At 41.6% G+C, this 16,655-nt stretch carries 13 protein-coding genes; all 13 read right to left on the bottom strand.

The window, feature by feature from the left end; genetic code table 11:
• Positions 1-192 (bottom strand): DUF443 family protein (locus ABRT01_RS09450; protein ID WP_367746894.1); only part of this gene is annotated, 192 nt, incomplete at its 3' end.
• Between the two features lie 38 nt (positions 193-230).
• Positions 231-1,745, bottom strand: a complete 1,515-nt coding sequence (locus ABRT01_RS09445) for a T7SS effector LXG polymorphic toxin (protein ID WP_367746892.1) — start codon at positions 1,743-1,745, stop codon at positions 231-233.
• Between the two features lie 22 nt (positions 1,746-1,767).
• Entirely contained in the window at positions 1,768-2,058 is a 291-nt protein-coding gene (locus ABRT01_RS09440) for a TIGR04197 family type VII secretion effector (protein WP_269410542.1), read from the bottom strand.
• Positions 2,059-2,063: 5 nt separating this feature from the next.
• Positions 2,064-2,486, bottom strand: coding sequence for a YwqH-like family protein (locus ABRT01_RS09435; RefSeq protein ID WP_269410543.1), 423 nt, complete (start codon positions 2,484-2,486; stop codon positions 2,064-2,066).
• A gap of 12 nt (positions 2,487-2,498) precedes the next feature.
• The gene (gene essC, locus ABRT01_RS09430; RefSeq protein ID WP_269410544.1) at positions 2,499-6,950 is read right to left on the bottom strand and encodes a type VII secretion protein EssC; all 4,452 of its coding nucleotides are present in this window, start codon (positions 6,948-6,950) and stop codon (positions 2,499-2,501) included.
• A gap of 48 nt (positions 6,951-6,998) precedes the next feature.
• Positions 6,999-8,339, bottom strand: coding sequence for a type VII secretion protein EssB (gene essB / locus ABRT01_RS09425; protein ID WP_269410545.1), 1,341 nt, complete (start codon positions 8,337-8,339; stop codon positions 6,999-7,001).
• A gap of 402 nt (positions 8,340-8,741) precedes the next feature.
• Positions 8,742-8,996 carry an EsaB/YukD family protein gene (locus ABRT01_RS09420; RefSeq protein ID WP_269410546.1) on the bottom strand — a complete coding sequence of 85 codons (255 nt, stop codon included), beginning with the start codon at positions 8,994-8,996 and terminating at the stop codon, positions 8,742-8,744.
• A 12-nt stretch (positions 8,997-9,008) separates the two neighbouring features.
• Positions 9,009-9,500, bottom strand: a complete 492-nt coding sequence (gene essA / locus ABRT01_RS09415; protein ID WP_269410547.1) for a type VII secretion protein EssA — start codon at positions 9,498-9,500, stop codon at positions 9,009-9,011.
• On the bottom strand, positions 9,481-13,068 hold the full coding sequence (gene esaA / locus ABRT01_RS09410; protein WP_269410548.1) for a type VII secretion protein EsaA: 3,588 nt from the start codon (positions 13,066-13,068) through the stop codon (positions 9,481-9,483). The genes essA and esaA overlap by 20 nt, the downstream gene beginning before the upstream one ends.
• Positions 13,069-13,254: 186 nt before the next feature.
• Entirely contained in the window at positions 13,255-13,551 is a 297-nt protein-coding gene (locus ABRT01_RS09405; protein ID WP_269410549.1) for a WXG100 family type VII secretion target, read from the bottom strand.
• Positions 13,552-13,981: 430 nt separating this feature from the next.
• Positions 13,982-14,602, bottom strand: coding sequence for a thymidine kinase (locus ABRT01_RS09400; protein WP_269410550.1), 621 nt, complete (start codon positions 14,600-14,602; stop codon positions 13,982-13,984).
• Positions 14,603-14,789: 187 nt separating this feature from the next.
• Positions 14,790-15,035 carry a type B 50S ribosomal protein L31 gene (locus ABRT01_RS09395; protein WP_269410551.1) on the bottom strand — a complete coding sequence of 82 codons (246 nt, stop codon included), beginning with the start codon at positions 15,033-15,035 and terminating at the stop codon, positions 14,790-14,792.
• A 200-nt stretch (positions 15,036-15,235) separates the two neighbouring features.
• Positions 15,236-16,516, bottom strand: a complete 1,281-nt coding sequence (gene rho, locus ABRT01_RS09390) for a transcription termination factor Rho (RefSeq protein ID WP_269410552.1) — start codon at positions 16,514-16,516, stop codon at positions 15,236-15,238.
• Positions 16,517-16,655: the final 139 nt, after the last annotated feature.

Here is a 16,655-nt window from a genome sequence, read left to right as displayed (position 1 = left end):
TTTTTCGGTCTTTAATCGTTCTATAACAGCCTGATCCTCAACTTTGAAAATATAATTGGGAAGAAGCCAGAAGAAAAATGGAAAAATAATCTTCCAAAAGGATCGTTCTATATCCATGATGTAGGTTTCCCCATCGATATTCAAAATTCGAAAACGTTCATTGTTAGCTAAATGTTGTACTTCGCCTTTCATAAAGCAATCTCCTAATCTTCGTCATTCGTTCTTGTCCATTAAGCAAAGAGATTCAAAGAACTAAGACCGCTAGCTATAGACTCACCTGGATTCTTGAAAAAGTCCCCTGCTGCTTTTCCCCACTCGCTTATTTTTTCACCTGCTTTATCCAAACTGTCTTGGAGGCCTAAAGTGTTATGACTATATAAAAATTCAAAAGCTGCTGTTGCTCCTACACCAACCGCTACAGCCACTCCCCCCGGAGGAAACGCCAACGCAATTGAAGTTCCTATTGCTAATACTGTTCCGCTATGCGCGACTGCTTCTCCCGCTGTTTTACCATTATTTGCAACATCATCATAAAAGCCATAACCGACTCCTGCCCATCCAAATGCCTTTCCTGCTCCTTTTGCATACTTAGAAAACTGTAACAACTTATCAGACTGTTTATACGTATCTTTTATTTCCCTATAAAAATTCAGATCCGCTACCTTCGTTCGAGAGGATATTTCTTTTTCACTTTCCATTAAATAATCAGCTAACTCTTTTCTACTAAGCCCCGATTTCTTTAAGAAGATAGGTAAATATCCTTCTGCATGTTCCCAAAGCATTTTAGGCATTTTTTTCACAACGTACTCTGCGAAAGTCTGATGATCATCCAAATATTGTTCCAGCATATCATGATCTTCCAAGTATTTTATAAAACTATCTGTTGACTCCTCCTTTAACTCTTCTTCACTCATATTTCCATTTGTACTTTTAACGACATTCAATATGGCAGTGAATTGATCATAGTCAATTTCACCGTTCTTAAATTCTGTGTAGGCTTTATTTACTACTTCTCTGGATGAAGGTTTATTTAGTTCCTTAAGCGCACTTTCCTTAATATTCTTAGCCTTCTCCATCTGTTCTTCTTTCTTACCCTCACTGTAACTCTTTAACTTCGCTAGCTCACTACCCTCAGAAGCACCTTCAAAATCCGCAAACCGCGCTTTCCCTTCACTCGCTTTAGCATTATTCATCACTGTTTCAATCTGATTTATGACTTGTTTCACATCTGTTTCATCGCCTACACCATTGAACGAGGATAAATCTTCATCCAGCTCTGTAATTTTCTTGACCGCCTTCTTTTTCCATTCGACTACATCCGTAAAAGACGGGGGAGTAACGGAAGAAATATCATTCACTTTTCCAATTATATCATGGATGATTTCGTCCTGCTTCTCCAAATCCTCAAATACTTCATTAATGTCTTTCTTGACATTCTTCAAATAATTGCTCTTAATGATGGCAGAATCGCTGCTATCGACATCGGATTCGAATGTATCGATATGCTGCTGCAAATTTCCTTCAAGGTCATCAAACAACCCTTTAAATGAATCCAATAATGTTACATGCAGTTCGCCAAAATATTGTTTCGCTTCCTTTGCTGCTTTTCCTGAAAAGGAATCCATGCCATTAATCGTTTCAATATTTTCTATTACCTTGTCTAACTGAGACTGAAAATCGGCGGAAGCTTCTTGCAGATCTTTTGAAAAATCGTTTACCTCGGACATATCCACTTTATTTGCCATTCGTTACCCTCCTTATGCACGATCATTTCATCATTTGTGGTCCGCTTACCTTAGCCAGTTGCTCATCATTTTCTACCATTTCTTTCCCGACGTTATCCAATGCATTAATATCGGAATCCAACATCTGTTTATACCTTTCTAACAACTTGATGGCATCAATCGTTGTTTCCAGATCATCCATAAATGGCTTAAGATTCGTTTTATCAAATTCCCGAGTTATATTGATGCTACTCTTAATGCTGGAACAAGCTGACCGCAGGCTGTTAATATTCGAGTTAAATTCACTTATTTTAATACTAACTTCTTCAGCCATCTCTATTAATCCTCCTTCGCTGCTTTAATATTGGACTCCAAGCTGTCCAATACATTTTGCAGATTTTCCAGTCCAGCCTCGGCATGAGCCTTTTCTTTTCTTGCCGCCTCAAGATCTTCATCAATTTGTTGTTTTGCTTTGCTCGTATCAGAGTCATACATTCCTACAAAAACGCCATAGGAGTTATATTTTGCTTCAAATTGCTTCTCCTCTTCACCCTCCCATTTTGACTTGTTCACTTCAAAGTCATCAATCTCCTTCTTAATGTTTGTTAAACTTTGAATGCTGGTCTGCATAGAGCTTGATGCCTCCTGCAGACGTTTAACTTTTTCAGTTGCAGCCGAAATCATGTTCCTTGAATTTTCCATTCCTGCCTCGACCGTTGTCTTTTGCTTTTTCAAACTGCTAAGCGATGTTCCTGCGCCCATCTACACTCCTCCTTATTCCGGAATTTTTATTTTCACATATTCATGATCCATGGCGTAATAACATTCATATGGATTTGGATATTTTTCTTTTCGGATAAACGGCTGGCTGAATATATCCTGGTCGCCAAGCCGCATCGTGAGCAGACCAACTGTTGATTGCCTGCGGACGTATTTTGGTGCCGGGTCATAACTGCTTCCGATAAATCCATAGTCTCCGCATATAATAAAATGAATGCCAACGGAAGGTCCTTCTTCCAATAGTAATGGCAACTCCTTATCATCCAGCTTACTCCGGGATGCAAAATCTTTCAAATCTTTAATCATAACAAGCCACTTAGTTTTTTCCGCATTTCCTTGTAAACGATGATTAATTTCAGTTATCAGATCTTCTTTTACCACGGTAACACCCTCTGCATCCGAGGGGTAAGCATTTAATTGGTTTCCTATGTCTATAAGCGGCTTATCATTGGTATCGATTAACATGGTATGGTATGCACCATTCAGCATCGTCATATTTTTCGCAAGTGCATTGGTCAGTTTATCGAGACCGTCTTTTCGGTCACTGACAACAGTAAGGAAATTGTATTTCTCCGGATCATATACAAGTGGGGTAACTTCCTCGAATTCAAGCCCCAATGGTAGCAATTCCTTTTCGACGTGCTTTTTCGTTCGTTTATTTTTCTTGAACTGCTCAAAATCAATTGCTCCCTCAGGCATCATCGGAATGTCCTCAGGCCGCTCCCCATCCCAATGCTCATCCATCAATTTCGCCGTCTCTTGAATCTTATCAATCATACCAAGTGCTTCTTCACCTTCTGCCGGCAAGGTAGCCTGAAACAATGCTGGATCTTCCAATTTCACCAATCCGCGTCCGGCGATTTCCTCAATTTCCAAATCCGTTTTTCCAACAATCGATCGTACTTCCATGGAATCAATTAAATATAAAGCGATTTGCAGTTTCATATTAGATAATAACGGCATTTTCAAGGCGTTTTGTCTGCCTGCACTGATCGCTAAATGGATACCAATGCTTGCACCCTCACGGGCGATTTGCGTAATTAACCGATCAAATTCTTCCCCGAAATCTGCTTCCCTTACCGTGTCATAGTTATCAATCGCAATCATAATGTTCGGCACGGTTTCTTCACTTGCCTTTTCATACATCTCCATATTCGCTACACCATATTGACTTAACTTCCTCTTTCGGTCTTTGATAGTGTTGGTTAATAAACGAATCCACTTACCGATCTTTTCTATTTCATCAACTAACATCATATCCGCCACATGTGGTAAGTTTTTCAATGGCAATAACCCGTTGGTGCCAAAGTCTAGTAAATAAATATGCAAGTGCTCCGGATTATGCTGCCGAACCAGGTCCATGACCAATGTTTGCAGAAAGGTAGATTTTCCATAACCGGGACTGGAGAAAACAGCGATATGTCCGTTTTTCGTCAAATCGATTATTAGTGGCTCCTGTGCCTGTAATTCCGGTTGGTCTAACAAGCCAATGGTTGCGTGTAATAGCTTCTTGGGCTCCTGCCAAGCCTCTTTAAAATCGACCGGATGCAAGTCTTGGGCAAAGATCTGCTCAGGCAATGGCGGCAACCACGGCCTTGGCAATGGCTCAATCTGCTGCGCCTCCGTATAATCGTGAATATAATCAATCACCGCATCCAATTCCGTTGGTGTCTGCTCAATCTCGTCTTTCTTGTCTAATCCGCTCAAGTCCTCGGTCAAAATATCATACTGTCCCAAGTCATTGATGGCGTAGATGGTAGTATCGACCAGTTCATGATCATCTTTATCCGGGACATAATCCGCTCCACTCCAGGCGCTCTGGAACAGTTCATAGATTTCATTGTTCCCGACCTGCAAATATGCCCGACCTGGCAAAGTAATTTCCGCTGCATCGGGGGTTTTCAGCACTTCATTGGAATCACTGGCATTTTGTACTTTGAGTGCCAGCTTGAATTTGGAGTTCGACCAGATTTGGTCATCGACAACCCCGCTTGGTTTTTGTGTTGCCAGGATTAAATGAATGCCCAACGAACGACCAATCCGTGCCGTGGATACCAATTCTTTCATAAAATCCGGTTGTTCTGCTTTTAGCTCGGCAAACTCGTCGGATATCAGGAACAGGTGGGGCATGGCTTCACTTGCTTCTCCTTGTTTGTACAGCTTCTGATATTGGTTAATATGGTTAACATTGTGTTCCCCGAATAAGCGCTGGCGTTTTTGCAGTTCTGCTTTGATTGATGCCAGCGCGCGTAATGCCTGTGCCCGGTCGAGGTTGGTAATCGTCCCGAGTAAATGCGGCATATTCCTGAATAAGTTCGCCATGCCACCGCCTTTATAGTCAATTAAGAGAAAGGCAACTTCATACGGGTGGAAATTGACAGCCAATGACAGAATATAGGATTGAATGATTTCTGATTTACCCGAGCCAGTCGTACCGGCGACAAGTCCGTGTGGCCCGTGTGCTTTTTCGTGTAAATTCAACTGCACGATATCGTCTTTTCCACGCAGCCCCAGCGGAACAGCCATGCTTTTATATGTTTCATTTTGCTGCCAGCGCTGGGCAATCCCCAACTGCTCCACTTTCTCTACACCGTACATTTCCAAAAAGGTAACACTTTCCGGTATCGTGTTTTTCAGACTTTGCAAATGGTTGAGTGGAGCCAGCGCCCGGGAGACATCTTCCTTGTTAAAGCCTGCTGGAAAATGATCCGGTACGAAACTGTGGTTGACCAATTCGCCTTCTTCCAAGATAATATTTCCGCTTTTTGCGTCACGAATATCAATTACCGTTGTGACATGTTCCGGTAAAGACTGCATTACATCCTGGACAAACACGAGGGAAACACCGAGCTCGCTTGGATCGTCATTAAAGAATTCCATGATCGTATGGTCCAAAATCAGCTTCTCATCGGTTATCAGCACGACATAATGCGGTGAAAAATAGGTTTTCTCGTTTTGATTGGCTTTTTCATCCAACACCAGCTTGCGTTCTTTCAACACTTGATATATCGAATGCAAGACTTGGTCACGGGATCGTTCATGATAGATAAATCCGCGAACGTTCAAATCTTGCAAACTGGCATGTGGCAGCCAGCGCATCCAGTTCCAATCCGTTTTTTCTTCTTCTGGAAAAATCGTAATAAATTGCACATCGTGATAACTTTGAAACAAGGCGATTTGCATGACTAATAATTGTAGTTGTTCCAGTACAAGTTCCCGCTGGCCGATATAACCGACCGGCCCCTTGGTAAGTGAGGTGACCACTGGAACATCGGTTATCCCTTGGTATTGGGAACGTAATTCACGTGCCATATCAACTAGTACATCTTGTTCCTGGGTAAACTCCTCCTCTTTAAATTCAATCTCAAAGCTGGAATCCACTTGCCCAAGTCCGGTGCGAAAATGTAAAAAGTCATGGTGGAACATCGTTTTCTCATAGGTCCGTGCATCAATACGCAATGCCATATCCCGGATTTGTTCCACATTTGGATAATGATACGCCAATGCATGACGCTGTTCTTCACTGGTATGGTAGAGCTCTTTCATCTTTCGTTGCAGATATTCACGGTATGTTTTATCACGGTGTTTCATGTCTCTTTTATATTTTTTTACACTTTTTACGTATGATGTGATGGAAAAGATAATCGTTGTCACGGTCATCGCCAGCATCACAATAATATAGATCCCGCGCGGATGAATCAACGTAATAATCACGAGTGCGGCAATCATAACCAGTGGCGGGACAATCGTTCGTGCCAATTGTTCGCTTGGTTTGGACGGTTTATTGGATGGCTTGGCAATGACCCGCTTTTCCTCCGGTTCCCGATAAATGATTCTTGGTGAACGATGGTAATCGGGATATTCCACGCTAAAATGATTGTCAGCCTCTACAAGCGGGATCAACTTGGATGCTACTTGTTTCCCCGGTGCATGAATCTGGATATCGTCTGTTCGAATCAGGACAAACACTCCGGCAAAAAATAATTCATCCCCAGGTTCAAGATGCATATTTAACTTTGCCCGGGTAAAGTTATGGTAAATATCCCCTTCCTGAACCTCCAGAGAAAATCCCCGTTTGTCTGTTTCCCGGACAAGAACAAAGTCAACCGGAACGTCTTTGATCATGACATCATCATAATCGTGATTGCCAAATGTAATACTGCGCTTACCGGCTACGTCATAAATTTGACCTTCCATCTTGTCCATTAAATAAAAATGTATCGGCTGATCCGCTGCAATGGTCAACTGTTTATTTTTATGTAAAACCTGATCGGCAATATAACATACTTCCCCATCCCAATGAACCGCGATGGAGCGATCCAGCGTAAAAAATGTCACCGTATCCGCCCAATCATTTCCCACCGTCAGTTCTTTCGGCGTGTTATCGGGTAAATGGCATTTATGCAGTTGGTCACTATAGCTTACCATCAATGTTTTCTGAGCCATCTTTGTTTCTTCCTCTCCAAACCTGTCCATCTAGTTGTTAAGCAGAACCTAGTCTTTTTTCTTATCCTTTTCATCTTTCTTTTGCTTGTCTTTCTTCTTATCTTCATCTTGTTTCTTGTCTTCTGCTTTTTTCTTGTTGTTGTCTTCCTTATCTTTCTTTGCTTGTTCTTTTGCCTGCTCCTTTACCCCGGCAGCCGCGGAGCTATCCGCTTCATCCTCATCGTCATCGTTCTCCAGATATTCTTCTTTGTATTTGTCCAATTCATCTTCTAAATCATTGACCTTCTCATCTCGTTCAGACCCATTTAAATCCGGATCATTTTGTGCTTCTTCAATCTGTTGGATCATCCCGTGCATAATCAACTGTGGATCATCGATATATTTGGCTTTATCCATTGCCGTTTCCAGATCTCCAAGTCCATTGTAAATCCAATAGAGCAAGTAATTATCATCACTTTTTAGGCTAACATTTTTCATGATGGCTTCCTTATTTTCATCCGATAAATTTTCTACCGTAATATAGGAATAAGCTAAAATGTATTTGGTCGCTTTGGGCAGTTTTTCCGGATTTGTTTTCTCGAGCGTCGAAATCACTTCTCCATAATCGGAAGCCAGATATGCATCATGGGCATCCAATAATTTGTGCTGGTATGGCATGGTAACAAACCCGAAGTAGGCAAGTGGTGCCGCCAACAGGACCGCAACTATGATCATGATAATCGATAATTGTTTAAACAGACGAAATCGTTTAATGGGGACAACTTGCATCTGCCGCTGGGTTTTCTTTTGCTCTGCCTGATAGCTTTCTTCCAAAAATGCTATCAGTTCGGCAAGATCATCCATACCGCTAACCTGTTTTTCAAATTCTGTTTCCTTAGCGTTGGCAAGCGCCCCATTGTACAGCTGGTCAAAACTATATTTATTGGAAATAAGGGCGATACTTAGGCATTTTAATTGTTTGAGAAAATCTTGTTCACTCATCGAAAAAGGTGGAACAATATCACGAATCCCCCGGTAGACAATCAAAGGCATCAGGTTATCATCGAACACCAAGTTATCCGGATGGAGGAAAAAGGTAATTCTTGTTGACAAATATTTTTTGAGCCGGGATACATTACACAGCAGCCGTAATTTTTCATTACGTCGCAGCTGTTTGACCTTTTCCCAATGTTTGTTATTCTGGCCGACCGCAAATGAAAACGTAAAGGAATCCCCTTCTTCCTCTGCCTGCACCGGTACAAATCCATCCTCAGGAGCCTGTTGCATCATTGCTAGCTGCCGGATATCCTTTGCCCGGGTTTGCGACTTAGGCAGTGCTAATTGCCAGATACCCTCTTCTATTGAAAATTGCAGTGTGAGCCGATCAAATTCAATCGTTTTTTCGTTCATTCCTATGACTCCTCCATTGAAGCTCCTATCAAGAAAGGCGTAAGCGGTCCGTTCAGCAGCGTATGTGCTGCGCCCGCGCAACACGGGTGGTTCGGTGTTGCTGCGCAAAGCAGCGGTTTTAACCGAACATTCCTACCATGGAGATAAAGGAAACATGCCCCTGCAAAAGGGGTATGCCGACGCCTGAGCGCAAGCCCGTTCTTAGTCGGCCTTCCTTTGTCTCCGAACCGATGTTGACTTATCGTACGGAGGTGAAGGAAGCACACTAGCCGTTGGGCGCTGAAGCTGGACATGGCCTTTCTGGTTAAAGATTTCATACAGATATAAATTTTATTATTTCTTCTCTTGTAAAACATGCTGATGAAGAAGTACCTCCATCAGCCTTTGTTCAATAAGCCGATTTTATAAAACAGTTAGAATGTCTCCATCGGCTATGGGAAAATCGATTAACATATCATCGTCTGCCAAGAGCAAATCTTTGGTAATCACTTTTACGGCACAGCGGGAACGATCCAACTTGTCCAGTTTCAAGGTATCGATCACATCCAACAGCAATTGTTTGACGGATAATTGGATGGGAATCCGTAAATCATATATGCCGCCATTTCCACAACTGGTAAAATCGATGGTCACATTAATATGTGTATCATGTAACATCTTCCCACACTCCTAATCTGTCAATTTCCGCATCATGATAAAGACACCGCCAAACAATATACAAGCAAGACCTGCCAGCACGATGAACAGCATGTTATTGAACCATGATTGACTTTCCTCTTCCTGATCGTTATGTTTCTCTGCTTTTGGGGCCGTATAGTCCGCCGTAAACAATGATTGCTTGACCTGTTTTACTGTTGTATCCGGCTCCATATCCATCGTAAATAGCGAATGCTCCAAGTCTTCCATCGATTCCTTCTGGTCCTTTTGCTTCGATGTTATCTTATTCTTGGTTTCTTCTTTAAATAAATCTGGCAACCTTTTTTCCTGTTCTGTTTCGGTATTCCGTTCGAGCCCCTCGTTGTCTCCTTGAATAATCCGATCAATCTTCCATTGTATTTGACCCTTGTTTTTTGAATCGTCTTCTGCTGATGCGGTAACAGGCAACATCAGCAGAAAACAACATATACACAGAAAAAGGAGCTTAGTTCGCCTCAGCAACATGTTCATCATCCTTCGATTTACTTTTATCAGAGCGATGTATGACAAGTAAATTAGCCAGTGCACCGACCAGGATGACCCCAATCATGACCATCATTATCATGAAATAACCATCGTCCCCCTGTGTCACCTTGGTCATTAAGGTTTCAACATATTGTAAAGGAGAATACATTCGCAATGTATCGACACCACCGAGTCCGGATCCCAATGCTTTGGTTAAGAGTAAATAGACACTTAACATCGCAAGCAGGATAAACATTCCAATCATTTTTATTTGTCGCAGCAAGTATGATGACACTAGCAGCATGGCGAGCATGATTAGGATTATTAACCCGGTCCACATCATCAATTGCCCGTTATTGATTCCCAGGAAGTATCCGGAAACGAGTCCAATGACTAATCCCTCGGCGATACCAATACTGGCGGTGATTCCGGTTATCAACGCATTTTTGCCCATTAATGATTGCTCGTGTTCGAACTGATCTCCTGCCGTTCGTCGCTGGTTGTTCAGGGAAATTACATATGCTGTAAACAATGCGACAATAAAACAAATCAACACAAGGAAATATGGCGTGAATGTATCACCGGCAAGAATAATTCCTTGATTTTTTGTTTCTACCGGGTTGGAAAGGAAATCATACAGATCCTCATTTTGCCGGTCACCAATTCGACTGTTGGCAAGCACACCCGTAAAATTGTCCGCAAATTCCTGGTCATCCAAAACTTTGTTGGTCATATTTGTCGAAAGATCTTTCGCTTTATTCACCAATGCAACGCCGCTATCCTGAATGGCGCTTGCCTGGTCATCGATCGTATCAAAAGTCTGATACACACGGGAAGCCGATTGCAGATTCCCGCTCGCTTGATCGGCAAGGGCCTGACTTTGCATTAATAATGGCTGAAACTGTTGGCCCAGTGACATCACTGCAGTTTGTTCCTGATCATTGTTTTGCTGAATTTCTGCATGATTTTCTACCAGATCCATACTTTGTTCGCGCCAATTGGTAATGCTCTCCAGTGTTTTTCCAAGGCTTTCATTCATCAAAGCGGCGGCATCCGTTGTATCGGAAACTTTTTGGGCCAGCTGTTCGGCATTTTCATCGGTTTTTTCGACAAATGCCTGATACGCGGTTATTCGATTCCGTAAATTTTCCAGTGGCTGTCGAACTTCCTCGGTAACACCTGCTTTGATTCGACCAATTACATAATCAGCTAATACTGCGTCCGTGTCCTTTTTATTAAACAGATAGTAGAGTGATGACTTGGAAGCAATATCCTCCAACCTTTTGCCATTATTCCCCACCGTAGAACACGCGCCAGGACCACCAGCGTTGTCACAAGTTAAATCAATCCCGAAATAGGTCTCATAGGAAGCGAGCAATTTTTGGTATGGACCGATTGTATTGGTTACTGCATGAATCAAATCCTTTGTTGCTTCATCAATGACAGGTGATGCGACTTCATGGTGGATAGTGTTGTTGATGACTTCCACTTTTTCAATCTCATCGTCATCTTTATCACCTTCATCTCCCTTGTTCGCTTCCTTATTCTCGTCTTGATCTTCATTTTTGTCTTTATAGGCATCCGTATCATTGTCGTCTTTAGGATTTCCCGGCTGTTCAGATTCCTTTTCGTTGTCATCCGGCTGGTTATCCTCATTATCATCTGTGTCTGCTTTATCTTGATTATCCTTGTCTTTATCTTGATTATCCTTGTCAGCTGGTTGATCAGTGTCATCGTTTTTTTCGTCCGTATCCTTGTCATCTGGTTGTTCCTCATCCGTTTTATTATCAGATGCATCTGGTTGCTGGGTACTGTTGTCTTCTCCCTTGTTGTCGTTGCCCTTTTCTTCCGTCATACTGGCAACCAGCGGGGTATTGGGCATAGTTGTTAAAGTATATTCATCCGGCTCATCAGCATCGGTAATGTCCTTTTGATGCAGACTCCAGCTCCATTTTGCCAGCTGGTAGACATCAATATCACTGGCAGGATCCTTCAGCCGCAGTGTTAATTTAACGTTGAACTTGCCTTTAACATTTGCAGGCAATTTGATCTGATGATTTTGATAATAGGCATCGGTATAGTTGGCCTCTTGCTGATTTGGCAGCTGTAAAGCTAACCGTTCGACCGTAAATTCATCAGGGATATCATGCAACTCAAATATTTGCCCAGACTCAGACTTTTTGTTCTCGGGAAGAATGACGGAATCTGTCATGGTTACCCCAGTCTTGTGCAAGTAATCTTTCAATGCCTGTACATTTAAAATCTTGTCTTCATCGGTATCTGATTCTACCGAGCCGAACTCATCCTTATATTTCTTCGTTATCGCCAAAACGTTTTTAATTTCGGTAACTGTACCTTGGGAAAGACCCGACCCCTCAATCACATTTTCATCCAGGGTAGGCAGCTTGGAAATTTGTGTTTCAATATATTCCCGAGTGTTGTTATCCGCGTAATCAAAAAACTTATTGGCACTCATATCGCCATTTTCACTGTTAAATGCGTCCCCGATAATTTTCGACAGTTTTTTTCCCACTTTATCATCAAGAATATCGGTTTCCAGCATCTGATCGACATTTTTCTGTGCTTGATTGACCGTGTCCAGTGCATCCTGAAGACGCGCCCGCAACATCCTTGTATCGGTCACAATACTTCTCATATCACGTTTTGAATCATCTTGTCGTTTTTGAAACTGCTGGCTAATCATTTGGTTGGCAGCTTGCAATTGATTTAGCTGCTCTTCTATATCTGCACTGTTGACCTGACCTTGATACTGATTTAACTGATCAAGGAAATTCATCGATAGAGCACTATTCGCCTGATGTAATTGTGCTGTATCGTTAATACTAGATAAATAGTCTTGAGCAGAATCTACCCGGTCTGACAAACTATTATTAAAGGAGTCCAGTGTATTTTCAAATCCGCTGAAACTATCTTTGGAGATTTTTGTACTGTTTTTTACTGTTTGAAACTGATTCGTATAATTGGCGAGCGGATCATGGATGTCATTGTTGTATGTGTATGTATATTCCGCTTCCTTATCTATGATCCCGCCAATGTTATCCTGCGCATTTTGCAGATGCCCAATCACACTGGCAAAATATACATCAATAATGCGACGGTTAAAATCATTTAATACAGAACTGGCCGTCTTTTCTGCCCGCGCTTTTACATCCTCATTCTTGGAGGCATTAATCTTATAATTTAATTCGACTTGTTCAGGTGAATCGGAATCGATCGATAATGCCTTTTTTGAAAAGTCGTTTGGTATGACAATCATCATATCGTATGTATTCTCTTCCAGCCCGTTTTCCGCAACACCACGGCTAACAACGTACCAATCCTGGTCATTGTTTTTGTCCATACCTTTAACAAACGCGTCCCCAAAATTCAGTTCGTAGTTATTAAACATCGTACCTTGATCTTCATTTACCAAAGCAATGGACATGGTCTGTACATCTTGCGGATCCTGCTTTTTCGTCACATGATGCAACGATAAATAAGACAATCCGGAAGCAAGGACAAGCATTAAAACCAGGAACAATGCCAACTGTTTGTATCCCTTTTTCATTGATCAACATCTCCTGCTCGTTCCATATGATAATAAAGTAAACATTCATTCAGTGGGAGAGTTCTAAAACATATTTGTAATGAACATGAGCTACACAACAATGGTCGTCGTGTAGCTCATAAATAGTGAAGAATGGACAGAATTCATTTTTCCACTCTTAAAAAAACTCAGCTTGTCACCAAGTTCTTAGCGAAGGCCAAAGTTTTGTGATAATGCTTCGTCTTGTTCAGCAACCGCTTCAGCAGTTTTTTGTAATTGAACTTGAATTTCCTGCATTAGCTGTGCGAAATCTTTTACTTTTGGACGCAATTCATTGAATTGATCATCGAAACGTTCAAAGGCACGTCCTTCCCACTCGCCTCTTAATTCTTCTTGTAAATTAGACAGATCATTCAAGACTTCATCAATTTTGTCTGAACCTTGGCCATAGCGTTGTGCCTTCGCCTGCAGTTCATCTGGTGTCATACGAATTTGTCCTGCCATCTCTTCATCTCCCTCAAAAAATAATAAAAACTCTTAAGCTTAAATAGAATCTAAGCCCTTTCCATAATTTAATCCTAATGATAGGATTTTCCGCTGTCAACTGTGTTTTTCATAACTTTTACGAAGATTAGTAGTAAATACCCAGAATATGTAGTGAATCAGGTCTTTTCTAATAAATATGATTAAAAATACCCAGATTACTCTCTTGCAATTTTCGGGTCATTTTAATTAGTAAAGCTAGTGGAGCACTTGTGTGTTGCAATCTGGCGCGAGATTTGTTTTCTTGGCAGATATGGAACAATTGAGGATGGAATCGGCCGTGAGATTCGCTATTGGTTAGATAAAAAAGCCATAAATGAGTGACATTCACTTCAGCAAATAAAAATACTTCCTTTTCCATTAAAAAAAGAGCGTATACGCACGCTCTTTTTCATTTTACAATCTTGGTAAAGCTATTCTCTATTTGATTGCCGGGTTTATTGGGAACCTCATGATGGTGCCGGCAGCGTGGCTCGTACGTTTCCGAAGCGCCAACCAAGATGACCGGATCATCATAGGAGGCTGGCTTTCCATCAATCAGTCGCTGGGTTCTGCTTGCTGGCGAGCCACAAATGGGACAAATGGCGTTCAGCTTGGTGACTGTTTCACTTAGGGCCATTAATTTTGGCATCGGCTCAAATGGTTCCCCACGAAAATCAGTATCCAAGCCGGCTACGATCACCCAGATTCCTTTATTGGCAAGTTCATCAACAACAGCAACAATATTATCATCAAAAAACTGTGCTTCATCAATCCCGACAACATCGGTGTGTTTATCGATGTTTTCCATGATTTCCTTGGAGTGATTAATTGGACGGGCAATGGTTGAAGTACCATTGTGTGACACGATCGCGTCTCCAGCATAGCGGTCATCGATAGCCGGTTTAAATACCCGGACGGATAAATTGCCATATGTTGCCCGACGAACTCGACGAATCAGTTCTTCTGATTTACCGGAAAACATGCTGCCGCAAATAACCTCCACCCAGCCAGTTTGGTTCATTACATACATCGGTGGGACTCCCTTCTCAGTTTCAAGTATGTAGTAAATGTACCATGTATATCATAACATTCATTAATTATTGTTTGCATTTTAAAGTAAAAAAACAGGCAACGTTTATACATTTTGCCTGTTTTAGGATGTAAGGAACAATTGTAATTCCCTATCATGTGTTGCCTGAAACGGTCGGCTCCACTTTTTATTTCATATTATATTTTTTCTTAAATCGGTCTACACGGCCGCCGACTTTATCTGCTTTTTGTTTGCCCGTGTAGAATGGGTGTGAAGCAGATGAGATTTCAACACGGATTAATGGATATGTGTTGCCATCTTCCCATTCGATTGTTTCGTCAGAGTTTTGAGTAGAACCACTCAAGAATTTAAAATCCGAGCTTGTATCAAGAAATACAACTTTACGGTACTCTGGATGAATGTCTTTTTTCATGTTCTTCCACTCCTTTTTGCCCTGAATCCCGAAGAAACAGAGTTATTGCAAGAGCCGTCATAGGTCTTTTTATACCTTATCTAAACTCACATAAAGAGATTATACCAGTGTGCGTCATTGATTGCAAGCATACATCAGTGGTTATTATCGCAAAAAAAGGAAAACCGGTCGATTATTTATGTGACTCTACCTCTACCATTTTAACGTTTTGTTCCACGGCGTTTCATATCCTCATCAAGCTGCTGAAGAAATTCTTCATTGCTTTTTGATGCACGTAATCGTTTCATGAAACGGTCAAGGAAGTCATTGGAATCCTGCATTGTTTTGCGAATAGCCCAGATTTTGTCCAAATGGCCTTTGTCAACCAGCAGTTCTTCTTTTCGGGTTCCAGAACGTAAAATATCAATTGCCGGGAAAATACGCCGTTCTGCCAGGTTGCGATCCAAATGCAGTTCCATATTTCCTGTTCCTTTAAATTCCTCATAAATCACATCGTCCATCCTGGAGCCGGTATCTACCAGTGCCGTGGCCAATATAGTAAAACTGCCACCCTCTTCAATATTTCTTGCTGCTCCAAAGAAACGCTTTGGACGGTGAAATGCTGCCGGGTCAATACCACCGGAAAGGGTCCGGCCACTTGGGGGAATCACCAAATTATATGCTCTTGCCAATCTGGTAATACTGTCCATTAACACGATGACATCCCGTTTATGCTCGACCAGTCGCATCGCACGTTCCAGAACAAGTTCAGATACTTTGATATGACTCTCTGGTACTTCATCAAATGTAGAGCTGACCACGTCAACATCAGGATATACGGAACGTTCAATATCGGTAACTTCCTCAGGACGCTCGTCCACTAGTAAAATAATCAGTTTAGCATGTGGGTGATTTTTCGAAATGCTATTGGCAATTTCCTTCAACAACATCGTTTTCCCCGCTTTTGGCGGTGCAACAATTAGTCCGCGTTGTCCAAATCCAACTGGTGTCATCAAATCAATAATCCGGGTGGAGATTTTTCGCGTATCTGTTTCCAAATTCATTAACCGATCCGGATACAATGCAGTTAACGCCGGAAAGTGCACACGTTCTTTTGCTGAATCAGGATTTTCATCATTTACGGCATCGACATGCAATAATCCGTAATATCGTTCATTTTCCTTTGGTGGTCGAACCTTTCCGGAAACCTTGTCCCCATTGCGAAGATCAAACCTTCTTATCTGTGACGCGGAAATATAAATATCCTCGGCACTAGGAGAATAATTGATCGGACGCAGGAAGCCAAACCCTTCTGATGGGATAATTTCTAAAATACCGTCCATAAATAAATATCCGTCTTTTTCCGCCTGCGCTTTTAAAATCGCAAAAATCAATTCTTTTTTCGTTAGTTTCGCATAATAAGAAACCTTATACTCCTTTGCTAAAGCATAAATATCCTTCAGTGTAAGGGTTTCTAAATGCGATATTGTTAATGTGTCCATTCTTTTATTTCACCACGCCTATTTATTTGTCGTCTAGCTATTAAAAATAAATCTGAATAAATTCCCAATCTATATAAAATTTCTTCAATTAAAACAACTATGTTCAGACACCAAGAAACTGCTTACCTGATCATATGAC

It is taken from the genome of Lentibacillus sp. L22 (assembly GCF_040812445.1).
GTDB lineage: Bacteria > Bacillota > Bacilli > Bacillales > Amphibacillaceae > Lentibacillus_C > Lentibacillus_C daqui.
This window is presented reverse-complemented; position numbering and strand designations above follow the sequence as displayed.